The sequence below is a fragment of the Sporosarcina sp. QA0331 genome (assembly GCF_055808055.1).
The window spans coordinates 933,300-952,288 of the sequence record NZ_CM147850.1; the positions used below are offsets into that span (position 1 = coordinate 933,300).

The following is an 18,989-nucleotide window of genomic DNA, read 5'->3' on the forward strand; positions in this document are numbered from 1 at the left end:
AATGAAGTTGAAAAAAGGTAGAATTTTAGGGGCAATCGGTCTAACGGCAATGCTCATGCTCGGTGCTTGTTCAAAAGATGATACGGGCAGCGCAGCAAGTGATAAAAAATATAATTTGAAAATGTCTGTAACAGTAAACGACTCTTCTACATGGTACCAAGCCGCAGAGAAGCTCGCCAATGACTTGAGGGACGAGACGGACGGCAGGATCAATATCGATGTGTTCCCGAATGAGCAACTATCAGGCGGTGACCAAGGGAAAGGCGTCGAGTTGCTCGCGAAAGGGCAGACAGATCTAAGCGTCCACTCCACAATCATTTATTCCATTCTGGATGATCGATTCGGGGTAGCAAGTGCGCCATTCCTGTTCAGCGAACATGCGCAAGCGGATAAAGTGTTTGCTGGAAAAGGCGGAGAAATGATTGGTGACATCTTGAATGAAAAAGGCGTTGAATTGCTTGGTTTCGGAGAAAACGGCTTCCGCCAAGTGACGAACAGCAAGCAGGAAATCAAATCGCCTGCAGATATGAAAGGTCTGAAAATCCGGATCCCGGGCATTAACATGTACACCGATTTGTATCGTGCATTAGGTGCAGACCCAACGACAATGGCATTCTCTGAAGTATTTACGTCATTGCAGCAAGGAACAATCAATGGACAAGAAAATCCGATTGACGTCATCCATTCTTCCAAGTTGAATGAAGTACAAGATTATTTGACGGAGTGGAACTATTCCTACGATCCATTAGTGTTTGGTATTAATAAAAAGCTTTTCGACTCAATGAGCAAGGAAGACCAAGAACTGTTCAAAAAGCTAGGGAAAGAAGCCGCGGCGTACCAAGTCGAGCTTGCACGTGAAAAAGAAGCGAAGCAAATTGAAGAATTAAAAGCAGCTGGCATGCAATTCTATCAGCCTACAGAAGCTGAAATGGAAGAATTTAAGGCAGCAGTTCAGCCGCTTTACGAAAAATATACAGATATCTGGGGCGAAGATTTGCTGAAGGCGTTCCAAGATTATTAATTAAGTGGGGGAGAACATAAATGGAAAGAGTGATTAGCAGATTAGAAGAGTGGATTGTTGTAATCGTTTTGTCCATTATGTCCACCATCGCCTTTGTCAATATCGTTTCGAGGGGTCTTCTAGGCCACTCGTTCTCCTTTGCTGAGGAAGTTACAGTGAACTTGTTTGTAGCACTCACTTTCGTCGGAACAGCCATAGGTGTGCGTCAATACGCACACCTTGGCTTTACGCTCATTTATGATCTGGCGAATATCGTTGTTAAAAATATCATTACGATTCTAGTTGGCGTGTTGATGTCGCTTTTATTTGTCATTCTAATTTACTTTGGAATCCAAATGCTTATGTTCCAAGTTGAAATGGGACAGAAAACACCGGCACTTGGATGGCCGCAATGGGTGTTCTCAATGGCAATGCCGATTGGAGCGGCTTTGTGCCTATTCAGGACAGTGCAAGCGACAATCAAAGAATATCGCGAGCAAAATGGGAGAGGGGAGCAATCGGTATGATGGCATTAATTTTATTTGGTCTCTTTTTCTTGCTCGTAATGCTGCGGCTGCCGATTGCTGTTGCGCTTGCTATTTCGTCCATTGCTGTGCTGTTTACAGGCAGTGGGATGTTCGGCCTTGAATTGGTCGCAGATATTATGTATTCAAGCGTGTCCAAGTTTACGTTACTTGCTATCCCGTTTTTCATTTTAGCGGGGGTCATTATGGAGCAGGCGGGCATTTCAAAAAGGTTGATAGATTTTGCGCAAGCATTAGTAGGACATCGAAAAAGCGGTATTGTCTTCGTTACTGTTATGACCGCAATCTTCTTTGCAGCGATTTCAGGATCAGGTCCGGCGACAGTCGCCGCAATCGGAGGAATCCTAATTCCAGCCATGGTGAAGAACGGTTATAAAAAGGAAACTGCGGGCGGCTTAATTGCAAGCTCGGGCGCAATCGGCATCATTATTCCTCCAAGTATCGCATTTATCGTATTCGCGGTCGTTGCAGGTGATCAGATCCCGGTATCGATCGGACGCCTATTTATCGCTGGTATCGTCCCGGGGTTATTGCTTGGCGGCGCTTTCATCCTTGCCGCAATGTATGTCAGATGGAAACAAGAGCGTAAAGAAGGTCCTATTCAAGGGATTGTCCAAAATAAGAAAGCTACAGGCAAAGAGCGAGTAAAAGCGTTTGTCGATGCGCTTTGGGGATTATTGATTCCTGTCATCATTTTAGGTGGAATTTACGGCGGCTACTTCACACCGACAGAAGCTGCGGTTGTTGCAGTGTTTTACGGCCTGTTTGTCGGCTTCGTCATTTATCGCGAACTGAACTTGAAAAAGCTTTATGACATTTTAGTAGCGGCCTCCGTTCAGACTGCGACAGTTATGTTCATCGTCAGTGCGGCGTCAGTTTACGCGTATATCATTACAACGGAGCAGATTGCGAGACAAATATCCGATGCGATGCTTAGCATTTCGGAAAATCCGATCATCATTTTGTTGCTCGTCAACGTCTTGCTGTTGATTGCGGGGATGTTTATCGATGCAATTTCAGCCTACTACATTTTCGTTCCGATTTTATTACCGATTATGCTCCTTTTGAACGTTGATCCAACCGTATTCGGCGTATTCATGACTGTCAACTTGGCGATCGGTTTATTCACACCGCCAGTAGGGTTGAATTTGTTCGTCGCGGCAGGCATATCGGATACATCGATCGGAAGGTTGTCGATAGGGGTTCTTCCTTTTATCGTCGCTTCGCTCATCATTCTAATGCTCATAACGTTTATACCGCAAATATCGACATTTTTACCAGATCTGTTAAACGTCAAATAGGGGGAGTTTGGCATGAAACTTAAGGGGCAGACAGCAATCATTACGGGAGCGGCGAGCGGCATAGGTGCCGAATCTGCCATCCGTCTTGCAAGAGAAGGCGCTAATATCATCCTGATCGATTTGAATCCTTGTAGCAAAACGATCAATTCCATCCAATCGGAAAACCCAGATTCGAAAGTTTTGGAATGTCTAGGAGATATCCGTGACCCGGAATTCGTTAAAGCGGCTGTCGCGCGTGCTTCGGATTCATTCGGAGAACTTCATATTTTAGTGAACAATGCGGGAACTTGCGGGAGACTTGGCATCGACACGATGACACTCGATATTTGGGACCGTGACATGGACACGAATGTCAAAGCCACATTTCTGTTCATCCAGGCGGTCGTATATCCGCATATGGTTGAACAGCAATATGGAAGAATCATCAATATCAGTTCTGTTTCCGGGATCAACGGCGGCGTCACTTCGGGGGAAGGGGCGAATGGACGTTCAGGACCAGCTTATGCTGCATCGAAAGGGGCAGTTATTGCCTTGACGAAATGGGCTGCAAAAGAGCTGGGCCCTCTCAATATTACGTGCAATTCCGTGGCACCGGGGGCAACTGAGACGGGCATCACTTCAGGGGTTCCTTATGATGTCAGTCAGCAAGTGATCAAGCGGATGGGAACACCCGCTGATATCGCGGAAGCGGTCCTATACTTCGCATTGCCGGAATCCGGCTATACGACCGGACAAGTTTTGAAGGTGGATGGGGGCTATAGCTTTGGATAAGCGAATTCAAGCCGTACATGATAAGACATCTAATCGGATTGCCGGGCGCTTAATGAAAGGAATCGATTTATTTGAAGGTATTATAGGTGCTTGCAAGGAGTTCGGGGTGGAAGCGGCTCAATTTCAATGCCTCGGATCTCTCCAGCACGCCACATATGTCCAATTGGATCAAAATGAAGATGGAAGTTTGCAATACTCATCGGAGGTCGTAACCGGTACACCGGTTGAATTGTTATCGGGAACCGGGTTTGTAGGCCTTGATATGGAAGGGGAATTGGAAGTCCATTTTCACGGCATGTTCGTCGATTGCAATAAGAGTTTGAATGGCGGGCATTTTATTGACGGAAAAAATCCGGTCGCTGTCACGATTGAGTTCGTACTCTTACCTTTGAATGACATCCGTATGCAACGGGGATTGGATGAGATTTACGGCATTCCTGTTTTTCAATTTAGGGAGAAGGAGTGAGGGGCATGGAAACATTGGGGAAGTTGGCAATGAAGTCAGCCGCCGCCTATCCGGATAAGGTGGCAATGAAAGATAAAGATCGGTCATTTACATACCGGGAAATGATGGAACGGGTTTTTGCCCTGACATCATATGTCCATGAGCTGGGGTTGCAAAAAGGAGACCGGGTCGGAATACTAATGGCCAATCGTATCGAGCATATCGAGCTTGACGTTGCGACAGCACTCGCGGGAGTCATCAAAGTCCCATTGAATTATCGTCTACATCCGAAGGAGCATGAATATATGCTGAAGGATGCTGATGTAAGTCTCATTATCGGGGATAAAGGATTAATTGAACCGATCGGGACGGATGTCGCTGTCTTGACAATCGGGGACGAATATGAAAAAGCGGTCAATGCGCATATCGGAAAACGTCATTTGGAAGAAGTCGGAGAAGACGATCTGTTTGCGATTATGTATACATCGGGAACGACAGGCAATCCGAAAGGCGTCATGCTGTCACACCGCAATATGATATCCGGCGCTTTATCGCTAGCAGTCGCTTGCGATACGAATTATGACGACATTATTGGCCATGTTGCTCCATTGACGCACGGCAGCAACTTTTTGTCGCATGTCGCTTGGCTGTATGGCTTGACGCAAGTCGTGTTCGATAAATTCGAGCCCGAAGAGTTTGTCAATGACTTGGCGCGAGAACGAGTATCGACGATTTTCCTCGTGCCGACAATGGTAAACTTAATGATTCAGCATCCGAATTTCGATCCGGCAAAGCTATCGACGTTGAAAACGATCAATATGGCAGGCTCGGCGATTGCAGCAAGTAAGCTCGAACAGGCATTATCGCTCGCTGGACCTATTTTCGCCCAAACATACGGGCAAGTCGAAGCACCGATGTGCATTACGATGATGCCGAAGAATGAAATGGGGAAAAGACTTGAGTCATGCGGCCGTACAGGTCTTTTCGTCGACGTGAAAATCGTCGATGACGAAGGGAATGAAGTCGCAGACGGAGAAGTGGGCGAGATTATCTGCAAAGGATCCCTCGTCATGCAAGGCTATTGGAATAATAAGAAGGCGACCGAAGAAACGTTGAAGGACGGCTGGCTCCATACAGGAGACTTAGGCTGGAAAAGTGCGGAAGGGTATCTCCATATTGTCGATCGGAAAAAGGACGTCATCATTTCAGGAGGCGTAAATATTTATCCGCGTGAAGTGGAAGAAGTGCTCAATTTACATGCCGGCGTGAAGGAGACTTGTGTCATAGGCATTCCGGATGAAAAATGGGGCGAGAATGTCGTCGCTTATGTCGTTTTGAATGGAACTGAGGAAGTGACAGAAGAGGAACTCGTCGCTTTATGCATCGAAAACATGGCAAGCTTCAAAAAGCCTAAGGAAATCCACATCGTGAATGAATTGCCTAAAAGCTCATACGGAAAAATCCTGAAACGGGAACTCCGGAACAAGCATGAGGAGGTCAAGGCATGACAAATGTATATGTCCACGGAATCGGAATGACGCAATTTGGGACATTCGTCGACCGGTCAATGAAAGAAATGCTTATGGAAGCTTGCATCCAAGCATTGGAGGATGCAGGCAACCCGAAAGTCGACGCTGTATTCGTCGGGAATTTCATGGGCGGCGCTATTTATAATCAAGAGATCCTCGGTGCAATCGTCGCTAATGAGCTCGGTCTAGGTTTCATTCCGACAGCGAAAGTCGAAGGAGCTTGCGCTTCAGGCGGGATTGCTTTGCGGCAAGGTATCATGGGGATTTTGAGCGGAGAATATGAAACGGTCCTAGTAGCAGGTGTGGAAAAGATGAAGCATGCGTCAACATCTGACGTTACGCAGGCGATCAATGCAGCGATGGACAATGATTCAAATGAAAAGCAGGCGGGATTGACGTTCCCAGGATTTTTTGGCGTCTTGGCAAACCGATATTTCTACGAAACTGGAGCCACAAAAAAACATTTGGCGATGGTCGCGTTGAAGAATCGCGAGCATGCGCTCAATAATCCGCTTGCGCAATTCCAAAAGCCGGCGACGCTTGACGAAATCATGAATGCACGGATCATTACGAATCCATTAGGCCTGTTCGACTGCTCGCCGATGACGGACGGGGCAGCGGCGCTCGTCATCTCAAAGAAGCAATCGGGTGTGCATATCCGTTCATCCGCCCAAAGCTCGGGACCGACGCAAATGCAGGATGCGCAAGATCTATTATCCATTCCAGCTATCCGGGAATCGGGACGCCTTGCTTATGAAAAAGCGGGTGTAGGGCCGGAAGATATCGATGTCGTCGAAATCCATGATTGCTTCTCAATGACGGAAGTGCTCGCAATCGAGGAATTGGGCTTCTTCAAAAGCCGCGAAGGATGGAAGGCGGTTGAAGAGGGACGGACGAAATCGACGGGGGACAAACCGGTCAATACGAGCGGTGGATTGCTTTCGCGCGGCCATCCGATTGGGGCAACGGGAATCGCCCAAATTTATCACCTTGTGAGGCAGCTTCGAGGGACGGCTCCGAACCAAGTGGATGGTGCGAGGCTTGCATTGGCGCAAAACTTGGGCGGAACTGGTTCGTATTCAACTGTGCACATTTTGGAGAGGGTGTGATGATATGAAGATATACAAATGCAATTCATGCAATTACGGAAGTGTTTCGTCGAAATACACATGCCCCGAATGCAGAACTGGCAAGCTTGAAGAGAAAGAAGTATCTCCGAAAGGAACGGTTTTCAGCTTTACGGATATTCATATCGCTCCGGCGGAATTTGCTGGCATCGCTCCTTACACGATCGCTCTCATTCAGCTCGACGAGGCGGATGTGAAAGTGACTGCCAGAATGGATAGCCCCGTGCAGATCGGTGACAATGTCGACTTTGAAAAGGTCGAGGATGGCGCTTATTTATATACGAAAATATGATGGCTTGTGCTTGAAATCGGCTTGGTCGATTTTAGGCACATGTCTTTTTATAAAGGAGAGAATCCGTTGAAAGCTTTGCAAGTGGCGACAGGAATCGTATCGAAATATTTGCCGGTATGGATTGTCCTTCTATCTGTAATCGCATACTTGGTCCCTGATTTCTTTATTCCGATCCGTGGGTTGACAGGCGTTGGGCTCGGAACGATCTTTCTTCTGATGGGACTTTCTTTGTCGACGGATAAACTGATGACGGTCATCAAAAATCCGAAATTTGCCTTTATCGGCGTCTTCCTCAAGTGGACGATGACAGTCGGTGTCTCGATTGTGATTGCGTATTTATTCTTTAAAGATGAAGCAGAAATTGCGACAGGCGTCATTTTGGCGGGGACAGTTCCAAGTGGTACGTCCGCCAACATTTACACATTCATCGCAGGTGGCGAAGTGGCATTGAGCATCACGATGGCAACGATGGATACATTCATCTCGCCGGTCCTGACACCGACTCTCGTTCAAGTGTTTGCTGGTAAGTTAATACCGGTCGCATTTTGGCCATTGTTTCTCAATATCATTTACATTGTGTTCATTCCATTATTGGCAGGATTGTTCATTCAATGGAAGTGGACGAAAAAGGTAGAAGTCATTAAGCCTTATACATCAGTCCTCTCCCAGCTCGCTTTATTTATCGTTATTTTGTCGGTCATCTCGAGTGCACAGCAATCATTGCAGCAAAATTTATCAGTGTTGCCATTAGTGTTCGTAGCAGTCGTGCTTCAAGTGTGCATTCCGATGGCAGGCGGCTATTTCATTGCGAAGCTGTTGAAGGTCGCTGAGCAGAATGCGCGCGCTATCCTGTTCCATACGGGCATATGCAATACCGCGCTTGCGGCGACACTCGCAATGGAGCACGTCAGCTCACTCGCCGCCGTGCCGGCTGTTGCCAATATGGTCGTCAATCTGACTGTTGGAGCGCTCGTTGCAAGTCTATTTGATAATAAATTTAAATTGCCGAAGACTGAATCTGTAGTTATGAGTAAATGAATTCAGCACGACGGCGTATGCAGCCCCTTGATAGTTCATACGTTAAAGTATTAGCTATCAGGGGGTTGCATGTTGAAAAAAAGGATAATGAACGTAGTGGCTGTCATTTTACTATTGCTCATAATGGCGTCTTGCGGAGGAAAATCAGCAGTCGGTCAATCCGCCCTTACGCCAAAGGACGCTGTCGAACTGGCAACTGCATGGACAGGAGCGGAAGCGATCATCCAGGCCGGTGGATTATACAAAGAAGGCGAATATAAGACATTTGCCTACAAAGGTTCGGAATATCGTTATTTGGCTGCCTACTTGGATTCCAAAAAGAAATTGAGGGCGGAGCTGCAGCAATTCGTGACGAAGAAAAAAGCGAAGCGGTTCTTGAAAGAAAACGGCATTTTGAAACATGAAGGGAAGTTGGCGTCTCCAGAAACCGATGCTCCACCCGACTCATTGCTGCTATGGGATATTGCAACGGCAAGGGAGCTTAAGTCGAAGAAAAGAAAGATGACATTCGAACTTACTATACCGATCGGCGATACCCGAACAGCCGAAACGATCATCGTCAGCTACGTCTATGTAAAAAAATCCGGCTGGCGAATCGATAAATTCAATGAATAGCAGAAGTGCTCTTTTATTCCATCAAAAATCTTGATAAAAATCTTTATCCCACCAAACGATCTTCTCCCACTACTCCAAATTTTACTCATCAACCATTCTAGTCAACAACAAAATTAAAAAATATTTTCAAATTGTCATATTTCCTACAATATGCAATATATCGCTAATGTAAGCGGATACAAAATTAATCATAATTCATAATTGAACAATAATTATAAAAAGACGGTTGACGGGAGCTAAAATACGATATATGATAGCAACAATCTATTTAGATATGTGATTCATTTCACATAATTCATTCAGTTCATAAGGTCTTGGATGATTTGATTAGGAGAGATTGCAATGAGAAGTGACATGATTAAAAAAGGGATCGACCGGGCGCCTCATAGAAGTCTGCTATATGCGACCGGCGTCAAAACGAAAGATTTGGAGAAACCTTTCATAGGCGTCTGTAATTCATATATTGATATTATTCCAGGCCATAAACATTTGAATAAATTTGCTGAAATTGTTAAAGAGGCAATTTGGGAAGCAGGCGGAGTTCCATTCGAATTCAACACGATTGGTGTAGATGATGGAATCGCGATGGGGCATATCGGAATGCGTTACTCGCTGCCGAGCCGCGAACTGATTGCAGACTCTGCCGAAACTGTCATTAATGCACACTGGTTCGATGGAGTGTTCTACATTCCAAACTGTGACAAGATCACTCCAGGCATGCTAATGGCGGCAGTCCGGACGAATGTCCCTTCTGTATTCGTCTCCGGTGGGCCGATGGAAGCCGGCGTCTCTTCATCGGGTGCTCCTCTCTCCCTCACATCTGTATTCGAAGGAGTCGGCGCATACAAATCCGGCAAGATGACAGCAGAAGAGCTTCTCGACATTGAAAACAATGCATGTCCGACTTGCGGCTCATGTTCGGGAATGTTTACTGCGAACTCTATGAACTGCCTCATGGAAATGCTAGGATTGGCGCTTCCGGGCAATGGAACAATCGTCGCCACTTCCGATGAGCGTCATAAACTCATCAAAGATGCGGCGAAGCACTTGGTCCGCATGGTGAAAGAGGGAGTCAAACCACGAGATATCGTCACGAAAGAAGCGATCGATGATGCTTTCGCGCTCGATATGGCGATGGGTGGATCGACCAATACAGTTTTACATACATTGGCGATTGCACACGAAGCGGAAATCGAATATAGCGTCCAAGATATTAACAAAGTTGCCGAACGGGTTCCGTATTTAGCGAAAATCATGCCGGCATCTGATATATCAATGGATGATATTTTTAAAGCAGGCGGAGTCAGTGCCATCATCAATGAGCTTACAAAAATTCCTGGAGCCATCCATCCAGATCGAATCACCATTACTGGGAAAACGATGAGGGAAGACGTCCAGGACTATCATATTACAAACGATCAAGTAATCCGGACGAAAGATAATCCGTACAGTCCGGTAGGCGGCTTATCCGTCCTATTCGGAAATATCGCTCCAGACGGCGGAGTCATCAAAGTCGGAGCAGTCGATCCATCCATCAAACAATTCACTGGTGAAGCGATCGTCTTTGATTCCCAAGAGGCTGCGCAGGAGAACATCGACAACGGTACTGTCCGTGAAGGGTATGTCGTCGTCATCCGCTACGAAGGTCCGAAAGGTGGACCGGGAATGCCGGAAATGCTCGCTCCAACATCGGCAATTCAAGGAAGAGGCTTAGGAACAAAAGTGGCGCTCATTACAGACGGTCGTTTCTCCGGGGCATCCCGAGGAATTTCCATCGGCCACATTTCCCCGGAAGCAGCTGAAGGTGGTCCAATCGCGTTAGTCGAAGATGGAGATATCATTGACATCGATTTGACGAACCGGACAATCGAGCTGAAAGTTACAGACGAAGTGCTGGCGGAGCGTAGAGCGAAGTTGCAGCCATTTGAACCGAAAATTAAAAAAGGCTATTTAGCCAGATATTCAAAACTCGTTACGTCCGCAAGTACAGGCGGCGTCATGAAGATATAATAAATCGATGATGGGGCAAAAGGGGATAGATCCTTGCATTCACAGAGAGCCGGTCGTGCTGGAAGCCGGCAATGCAACTATCCGCGATATCACCCCGGAGTGGAGTGCTGAAAAGGAAACTTAGTAGGCAATCCCGGGCTTGTGGAAAACAGGCTCGTTATCAGCGAATGGACGTTTTGTAACGTCCGTTCACGAGGCGGCGGATGCCGCGAACAAGGGTGGTACCATGAAAAGCTTTTTCATCCCTTATACGAAGAACAAGGTTTCTTTGTGTGGGGAGAAAAGGCTTTTTCTTTTTAAATAAAATGATCAAATAGAATAGTAAGGAGGGGTCCGTATATGAGTGCGGAAGTTCAAACGAAGCAGGCAGTAATGGAAATGGCGCCTGAGCCTACAGGTGAAAGACGGAATATTCAACCGATGGATGGATCTGCTGTCTTGATTCAAGGGTTGAAAGACCAAGGTGTCGAAGTTATTTTCGGTTATCCCGGAGGTGCTGTCCTACCAATTTACGATGCATTATACAAGGATCCGATTCCACATGTGCTTGCCCGTCATGAACAGGGAGCCATCCATGCAGCGGAAGGCTATGCGCGAGTATCCGGCAAACCGGGCGTCGTCATTGCGACATCGGGACCTGGCGCGACAAATCTGGTGACAGGAATTACGGATGCGATGATGGATTCATTGCCGCTCGTCGTTTTCACTGGACAGGTGGCTAGCACCGTCATCGGGACGGATGCATTCCAAGAGGCAGATGTCATCGGCATTACGCAGCCAATCACAAAGCATAACTACCAAGTGCAGGACGTTGCGGATCTCCCGCGAATCATCAAAGAGGCATTCCATATCGCTTCAACGGGCAGACGCGGCCCAGTTGTTGTCGACATTCCGAAAAACGTGGCTACAGAAATTTTCGTCACGGAGGAGGAACGCAATGCCGAGGTGAATCTACCGGGATACCAACCGACAACTACTCCGAATTACTTGCAAATACAAAAGGCGGTAGAAGCGATCCGCTTTGCACGGAAACCGCTTATCCTAGCCGGTGCGGGCGTGTTGCACGGCCAGGCGATGGAAGAACTAAAAACATTAGTCGAGACGAAACGGATTCCAGTTACGAACACATTGCTCGGACTTGGCAGCATTGCAGGAGATCATGAATACTTCCTTGGCATGGCAGGCATGCATGGAACGTACACGGCAAACATGGCAATTAGCGAATGCGACGTGTTGATCAATGTCGGAGCTCGATTCGACGACCGATTGACAGGCAATCTGGATTCATTCGCACCGCATGCAAAAGTGATCCATATCGACATCGACCCTGCGGAAATCGGAAAGAATGTACCGACTGACATTCCGATCGTCGCGGATTCAAAAGAAGCATTGAAAGCATTGCTCAACCAAGAATTCGATGCACCGGACACTGCAGATTGGCTTTCATACTTGAAAGGGTTACAAGAAGAGGCGCCGTTATGGTACAACACCGACGAGCATGAAGTCTTGCCGCAAGAAGCAATCCAAATGATCCATCGCATTACGAAGGGCAATGCAATCGTCACAACGGATGTCGGACAGCATCAAATGTGGGCGGCTCAATATTATTCATTGAACAATCCCGATCATTGGGTTACGTCTGGCGGCCTCGGAACGATGGGCTTCGGATTCCCGGCAGCGATCGGTGCGCAAATCGCGAAGCCGAATGAAAGAGTTATTGCTATCGTCGGCGATGGCGGATTCCAAATGACAGCTCAAGAACTATCTCTCTTACAGGAAATGAGAATCCCGGTAAAAGTCGTGATCTTGAACAACGGAGCGCTCGGAATGGTGCGCCAATGGCAGGAGACATTCTACGATGAACGCTACTCACAGTCATTGATTCCAATACAGCCTGATTTCGTCAAGCTAGCGGAAGCGTATGACTTGAAAGGATACCGCATTACGAAAAAAGAGGACGCAGAACAGATTTTCCGGGAAGCCCTCCTATCGGATGAACCGGTGCTTATCGATTGCCGGGTGAAAATGTTGGAAAACGTCTATCCGATGGTGGCGCCAGGAAAAGGACTACAAGATATGATCGGGGTGAAGAACGAATGAAAAGAGTCATTACGGTTACAGTCATTAATCAAAGCGGAGTATTGAACCGGGTGACGGGATTGCTTATGAAACGGCAATTCAATATCGAAAGCATAACCGTCGGTCATACTGAACAGCCGGGCATGTCGAAAATGACATTCATCGTCCACGTAGAAGATGAACAGAAAATCGAACAGCTCGTCAAGCAGCTGCAAAAGCAGATCGATGTCATCAAAGTGAATGACATTACTGATAAAGCAATTGTCATGCGGGAACTCGCACTCGTGAAAGTCGTCTCACCACCGCATGCACGCAGTGAAATCAACAGCATCGTCGAACCGTTTCGCGCAACTGTCATCGACTCCGGGAAAAACGTCGTCACTTACCAAGTGACGGGTGCCCCGGAAAAGATCGAAGCATTCATCGATCTCGTCAAGCCGTATGGCATCAAAGAATTAGCAAGGACCGGAGCAACGGCATTCACCCGTGAAATCCAAAAGGTCAACTCACCACAGTTATCCATTTTAAAATAAGCTTTGTTAAATTTTGTAATTCTAGTTGATTGTAGCGAAAGCGTAGCGTTGCGAGCAGGATTAACGGAATGTCCGCTTGTAGCGAAAATCAACAGTATTAAATAATAAAAATAAAACCCAAAATCGAGGAGGAACTAACAATGGCTAAAATGTATTACAACCAGGATATCAATGAAGGACTACTACAAGGAAAAACGATCGCAATCATCGGTTACGGCTCACAAGGGCACGCACATGCACAAAACTTGAAAGAATCAGGACATAACGTAGTTGTCGGCGTACGCCCAGGTAAATCTTTCGATCAAGCAAAAGAAGACGGACTTAACGTAAAAACAGTTGCCGAAGCGGCTGAACAAGCAGACATCATCATGATCTTGCTTCCTGACGAAAGACAAAAGCAAGTGTACGACGAAGAAATCCAACCAGCTTTGAAAGCGGGCAAATCACTCGTATTCGCACACGGATTCAACGTCCACTTCGGACAAATCGTACCACCAGCAGACGTTGACGTATTCCTCGTCGCACCAAAAGGACCAGGACACCTCGTCCGCAGAACATATGAAGCAGGCGCTGGCGTACCGGCACTATTCGCAGTATTCCAAGATGTTTCAGGCCAAGCGAAAGATGTAGCACTTGCATACGCAAAAGGAATCGGCGCAGCGCGTGCTGGCGTACTTGAAACTTCATTCAAAGAAGAAACAGAGACGGATCTATTCGGTGAGCAGGCAGTACTTTGCGGCGGATTGACTTCCCTCGTCAAAGCAGGCTTCGAAACATTGGTAGAAGCAGGATATCAGCCTGAGCTTGCTTATTTCGAAACGATGCATGAATTGAAACTCATCGTTGACCTCATGTACGAAGGCGGCATGTCCGGAATGCGCTACTCGATTTCCGACACTGCTGAATGGGGCGATTTCGTATCCGGCCCACGTGTAGTTGACGCTGATACGAAAGCTCGCATGAAAGACATTTTGACAGATATCCAAGAAGGTAAATTCGCAGAAGGATGGATCGCAGAGAACGAAAACGGTCGTCCGAACTTCAATGCATATGAAGAATCAGAAGCAAAACATCAAATTGAAGTCGTTGGTGAAAAGCTTCGTGCAATGATGCCATTCGTAAATGAAGGCAAGAAAACAAAACAGGAGGAAGTGGTGGGTAGTGCGAAAAATTGACATCTTTGATACGACACTTCGTGATGGTGAACAATCAGCCGGCATTAATCTGAACACGGCAGAAAAGATGGAAATTGCCCGCCAACTAGAACGTTTTGGTGCTACGGTGATCGAAGCAGGATTCCCTGCTTCCTCACCTGGTGATTTCGAAGCAGTGCAGCGCATTGCGAATACAGTTAAGAACTCGACAGTGACAGGCCTTGCCCGTGCCATGAAAAGCGATATCGATACATCATGGGAAGCGCTGAAAGGCGGACAGCAACCACATCTCCACGTATTTTTGGCAACTTCTCCAATCCATATGGAACATAAATTGATGAAGACGCCTGACCAAGTCGTGGATATTGCAGTGGAAGCCGTAAAATACGCAAAAAAATTCTTTCCTCTCGTTCAATGGTCAGCAGAAGACGCATTCCGTTCCGACCCTGAATTCCTCGTCCGGATCATCAATCAAGTAATCAAAGCTGGTGCGACGACAATCAATATCCCTGACACGGTCGGTTATGCAACGCCGCAAGAATACGGTGCTCTATTCAAATTCTTAAAGGAGAATGTGACGGGCATTGAGCGCGTGAAGCTATCTGCACATTGCCATAACGATTTAGGGATGGCTGTCGCAAACTCCATCGCAGCGATTGAAAATGGTGCCGATCAAGTCGAAGGCACGATTAACGGGATCGGTGAACGGGCTGGAAATGCAGCGCTCGAAGAAATCGCAGTCGCCCTCCATATCCGCAAAGATATTTATGGATTTGAAACAGGCATCAATCTACAGGAAATCAAACGCACAAGCCAATTGGTCAGCCAGTTGACAGGCGTCGTCATCCAGCCGAATAAAGCAGTCGTCGGAAAGAACGCTTTCGCACACGAATCGGGAATTCACCAAGACGGCATGCTGAAAAACCGGGAAACATATGAAATCATCACTCCGGAACTGATCGGTGAAACGACAGCTCCTCTAGCACTCGGCAAACATTCCGGACGCCACGCATTCAAGGACCGCGCCATCACAATGGGCTTCGAGCTAAGCGACGCACAATTAAATGAAGCGTTTGCGGAATTTAAAAAGCTCGCCGATCGCAAAAAGGAAATTACCGAAGACGATCTATTTGTCCTTTTCACAGGAAAGCAAATTGCGAACGCTGATGCGGACATTTATGAACTGACGAATGTGCAAGTGCAATACGGGACTTCCAACGTCCCGACAGCGACCATTTCAGCAAATGTTCCTTCCGGGGAAAACGTCGTCGTTGCAACAACAGGCGCTGGCTCCGTTGAAGCAATCTTCAATGCACTCGAACTGCTCGTGAAAGGGCAAGTCAACATATTGGATTACCGCGTAACTTCTATCGGCAAAGGGCGAGACGCTCTAGGGGAAGCCGTCGTTAACTTGCGTTTCAACGGCGAAACATTCACTGGCCGCGACATCTCCCAAGACGTCCTGGAAGCATCCGCCAAAGCCTACTTGAACGCAATTAATAGGAAATTAGTGGAAGATCAAGTGAAAGTACTGGAAACAGTTAGTCAATAACGGTGTGGGGAATTGCTTTATGCGTGAGAATTGCGGATTATGCGCGAATTAATGCGTTTATGCGCGGATAAAAAGTTTTATGCGTAATTACTGCGATTTATGTGCTTTTCACGGAATTTATGCGTGAATTCAACTGTTTATGAGTTTCTGAATTAAAAGAAAATTAATATTAAATATTATTTGAAGGGATTGAAGCGGAAGGCGGCGACTCCTATGAAAGCCGTCACGAAGAACGGCTTTTGCGAGCAAAAGCAGTAGCGTTGCGAGCAGGTTTGATGCTCGCCCACGGAAAGCGTCCGCCTGAAGCGGAAATCCCGATTAGATATATATTTTTATATCACTGAGCCAGAAAGTTATGCAAATGGGAATGACAACAAGGAGGAGAAGTTCAATGGAAAAAAGAGTAGCTGTATTACAGGGCGATGGAATTGGACCAGAAGTGACGTCGGCGGCAGTACGTGTTCTTGAAGTGGTTGCAAGACGATTCAACCACACATTCCAATTTAATTACGGTTCAATCGGAGGAGCGGCAATTGATTCATTCAATGATCCGCTTCCGAAGGAGACAGTAGAACTCTGTGAATCAAGTGATGCAGTACTCTTAGGGGCAGTCGGTGGTCCTAAATGGGATAACAACCCATCGGAATTGCGTCCTGAAAAAGGATTGCTCGCCATTAGGAAGCATTTTGACCTGTTTGCGAACTTAAGACCGGTAAAGGCAGTCCCTTCCTTGCTCCAAGCTTCTCCTCTCAAAGAGGAAATTGTTCAAGAAGTCGATATGATGATCGTCCGTGAATTAACGGGCGGCATCTATTTCGGGCAACCGAGCCGCAAAACAGAAACATCCGCAGTCGATACGCTTGTCTATACACGTGAAGAAATCGAACGTATCGTTGAAAAGGCATTTGAGCTCGCGCGATTAAGACGAGGAAAAGTCACTTCTGTCGACAAGGCGAACGTCTTGGAGTCTAGCAAGCTTTGGCGGGAAGTCGTCGAAGAGAAGCGGAAAGGCTATCCGGATGTCGAAGTCGAGCATCAGCTCGTCGATTCAGCGGCCATGAAGTTGATTACGAACCCGAAATCTTTTGATGTTGTCGTCACTGAAAATATGTTCGGAGACATTTTAAGCGATGAGGCGTCCGTCATTACTGGATCGCTTGGCCTGCTTCCATCCGCAAGTGTTCGCTCGGATGGGTTCGGCCTTTATGAACCAGTTCACGGATCTGCGCCAGATGTTGCGGGTAAGGGTGTTGCAAATCCGGCTGCAGCCATTTTATCAGCCGCAATGATGTTGCGCTATTCATTCGGAATGGAAACGGAAGCGGCAGCGATCGAAAAAGCAGTAGACACAGTGTTCGAGGATGGTCATTTTACTATTGACCTAGCGGGAGACTCAGACCGTGCCCTTTCGACAACTGAATGGACGGATAAAGTGATTAACGAGCTTGATCTGCAGTTCGTCTCAAATAGCATCATGTTTTCCTATGTGTAAGTAAATAAGAAAAGCAAAATGAATTAGAAAGGAGAAGCTCAAATGGCGAAGACGATCATCGAAAAAATTTGGGATCAACACGTTGTATACGAAGAACAGGGGAAACCTGACCTATTATATATCGACCTTCATTTATTGCATGAAGTGACTTCTCCACAAGCGTTTGAAGGTTTGCGGCTCGCGGGACGGAAAGTTCGCCGTCCCGACCTCTGCTTCGCGACGATGGATCATAACGTTCCAACTCGGAATTTGCCGACGATCAACGATCCAATTGCTAAAAAGCAAATTACGACGCTAGAGAAAAACTGTGAGGAGTTTGGCATTGAACTTGCCGATATGGAGCACCCGGATCAGGGAATCGTCCATATAATCGGACCTGAGCTCGGTTTGACCCAGCCTGGGAAGACGATTGTTTGCGGAGATAGCCATACATCGACACACGGTGCATTCGGCGCCATCGCATTCGGAATCGGCACGAGCGAAGTTGAGCACGTCCTTTCGACACAGACGTTATGGCAATCAAAACCAAAAACGATGGAAATACGGATCAATGGGAAGCTTGGCTTCGGCGTCACTGCTAAAGACGTCATCCTTGCGATCATCTCGAAATTTGGCATCGACGTCGGAACAGGACATATCGCCGAGTATACAGGTGAAGCGATCCGTTCCATGACGATGGAGGAACGGATGACCATTTGCAATATGTCGATTGAGGCTGGGGCGAAAGCCGGTTTGATTAGCCCGGACGAGACGACAATCGAGTATTTGAGGGTGCGTCGTCATGTCCCTGAAGGAGAAGCGTTCGATAAGGCTGCGGAACAATGGCTCTCTTTGGCAACTGATGAAGGAGCAGTATATGATACAGTTCTTGAAATCGATGCAGATGAAATCGAACCATTCGTTACGTGGGGCACGAATCCTTCGATGGGTTCAGGCATAAGCGCCCAAGTCCCGTCGACTGATGACTTTGACAATGAATCCGATAAAGAAGCATTGAAAAAAGCGCTCGCTTATATGGGGCTTGAAGAAGGAACACCGCTCTCTTCGATTGAAATCCAGCATGTCTTCATCGGTTCCTGCACGAACGCACGCTTAAGCGATCTACGGGCTGCTGCGGAAGTGATCACGGGACAAAAAGTGCATCCGAATGTGACAGCGATCGTCGTACCAGGTTCACGTACGGTGAAACGGCAGGCGGAAGAGGAAGGCTTGGATAAAGTCTTCATCGAATCAGGATTCGAATGGCGCGAATCAGGCTGCAGCATGTGCCTCGCAATGAACGATGATGTCGTTCCGGCTGGCGAGAGATGTGCATCGACATCGAACCGAAATTTCGAAGGCAGACAAGGTGCTGGCTCCCGCACTCATCTAATGAGCCCTGCAATGGCGGCAGCAGCTGCGATTTCGGGACGTTTCACAGATGTTCGAGAAATGAAATTGGCCCACGCTTAACAAAAGCGAAGGGTGGCGGTTAACTGCGACAGGCATAAGGCGGATCTGCGAAAC

Annotated in this window: 17 protein-coding genes; all 17 read left to right on the forward strand. The window is 47.2% G+C overall.

The genetic code is table 11. From position 1 onward, the window contains the following. Position 1 precedes the first annotated feature (1 nt). The 17 genes from AC0L13_RS04465 (at position 2) to leuC (ending at position 18,935) form a co-directional block, all read left to right on the forward strand. A complete protein-coding gene (locus tag AC0L13_RS04465; protein WP_473644386.1) occupies positions 2–1,021 on the forward strand; it encodes a DctP family TRAP transporter solute-binding subunit in 1,020 nt (339 codons plus the stop codon). A 20-nt stretch (positions 1,022–1,041) separates the two neighbouring features. Further along, positions 1,042–1,527: a TRAP transporter small permease gene (locus tag AC0L13_RS04470; protein ID WP_473644388.1), complete on the forward strand. Its 486-nt coding sequence runs from the start codon at positions 1,042–1,044 to the stop codon at positions 1,525–1,527. Further along, positions 1,524–2,846, forward strand: a complete 1,323-nt coding sequence (locus AC0L13_RS04475; protein ID WP_473644390.1) for a TRAP transporter large permease — start codon at positions 1,524–1,526, stop codon at positions 2,844–2,846. The genes AC0L13_RS04470 and AC0L13_RS04475 overlap by 4 nt, the downstream gene beginning before the upstream one ends. A 12-nt stretch (positions 2,847–2,858) precedes the next feature. Beyond that, positions 2,859–3,617 carry an SDR family NAD(P)-dependent oxidoreductase gene (locus AC0L13_RS04480; RefSeq protein ID WP_473644392.1) on the forward strand — a complete coding sequence of 253 codons (759 nt, stop codon included), beginning with the start codon at positions 2,859–2,861 and terminating at the stop codon, positions 3,615–3,617. Beyond that, on the forward strand, positions 3,610–4,083 hold the full coding sequence (locus AC0L13_RS04485; protein WP_473644394.1) for a PPC domain-containing DNA-binding protein: 474 nt from the start codon (positions 3,610–3,612) through the stop codon (positions 4,081–4,083). Before AC0L13_RS04480 ends, AC0L13_RS04485 begins: the two co-directional genes overlap by 8 nt. A 5-nt stretch (positions 4,084–4,088) precedes the next feature. After that, positions 4,089–5,570: a class I adenylate-forming enzyme family protein gene (locus AC0L13_RS04490; RefSeq protein ID WP_473644396.1), complete on the forward strand. Its 1,482-nt coding sequence runs from the start codon at positions 4,089–4,091 to the stop codon at positions 5,568–5,570. Next, positions 5,567–6,700, forward strand: coding sequence for a thiolase C-terminal domain-containing protein (locus AC0L13_RS04495; protein ID WP_473644398.1), 1,134 nt, complete (start codon positions 5,567–5,569; stop codon positions 6,698–6,700). The genes AC0L13_RS04490 and AC0L13_RS04495 overlap by 4 nt, the downstream gene beginning before the upstream one ends. A gap of 4 nt (positions 6,701–6,704) precedes the next feature. Next, positions 6,705–7,010, forward strand: coding sequence for a Zn-ribbon domain-containing OB-fold protein (locus AC0L13_RS04500; RefSeq protein WP_473644400.1), 306 nt, complete (start codon positions 6,705–6,707; stop codon positions 7,008–7,010). Positions 7,011–7,076: 66 nt separating this feature from the next. After that, a complete protein-coding gene (locus tag AC0L13_RS04505; RefSeq protein ID WP_473644402.1) occupies positions 7,077–8,048 on the forward strand; it encodes a bile acid:sodium symporter family protein in 972 nt (323 codons plus the stop codon). 72 nt (positions 8,049–8,120) lie between these two features. Next, positions 8,121–8,663 carry a DL-endopeptidase inhibitor IseA family protein gene (locus AC0L13_RS04510; protein WP_473644404.1) on the forward strand — a complete coding sequence of 181 codons (543 nt, stop codon included), beginning with the start codon at positions 8,121–8,123 and terminating at the stop codon, positions 8,661–8,663. A gap of 342 nt (positions 8,664–9,005) precedes the next feature. After that, entirely contained in the window at positions 9,006–10,673 is a 1,668-nt protein-coding gene (gene ilvD / locus AC0L13_RS04515; RefSeq protein ID WP_473644406.1) for a dihydroxy-acid dehydratase, read from the forward strand. A 339-nt stretch (positions 10,674–11,012) separates the two neighbouring features. After that, positions 11,013–12,773 (forward strand): acetolactate synthase large subunit, encoded by a 1,761-nt coding sequence (ilvB, locus tag AC0L13_RS04520; RefSeq protein ID WP_473644408.1) that lies wholly within the window; start codon positions 11,013–11,015, stop codon positions 12,771–12,773. Continuing rightward, on the forward strand, positions 12,770–13,285 hold the full coding sequence (ilvN, locus tag AC0L13_RS04525; protein ID WP_473644410.1) for an acetolactate synthase small subunit: 516 nt from the start codon (positions 12,770–12,772) through the stop codon (positions 13,283–13,285). Before ilvB ends, ilvN begins: the two co-directional genes overlap by 4 nt. 140 nt (positions 13,286–13,425) lie before the next feature. Continuing rightward, positions 13,426–14,460, forward strand: a complete 1,035-nt coding sequence (gene ilvC, locus AC0L13_RS04530; RefSeq protein WP_473644413.1) for a ketol-acid reductoisomerase — start codon at positions 13,426–13,428, stop codon at positions 14,458–14,460. Continuing rightward, a complete protein-coding gene (locus tag AC0L13_RS04535; RefSeq protein WP_473644415.1) occupies positions 14,447–15,991 on the forward strand; it encodes a 2-isopropylmalate synthase in 1,545 nt (514 codons plus the stop codon). Before ilvC ends, AC0L13_RS04535 begins: the two co-directional genes overlap by 14 nt. Positions 15,992–16,382: 391 nt before the next feature. Further along, a complete protein-coding gene (leuB, locus tag AC0L13_RS04540) occupies positions 16,383–17,483 on the forward strand; it encodes a 3-isopropylmalate dehydrogenase (RefSeq protein ID WP_473644417.1) in 1,101 nt (366 codons plus the stop codon). A 42-nt stretch (positions 17,484–17,525) separates the two neighbouring features. Beyond that, positions 17,526–18,935 (forward strand): 3-isopropylmalate dehydratase large subunit, encoded by a 1,410-nt coding sequence (leuC, locus tag AC0L13_RS04545; protein ID WP_473644418.1) that lies wholly within the window; start codon positions 17,526–17,528, stop codon positions 18,933–18,935. Positions 18,936–18,989: the final 54 nt, after the last annotated feature.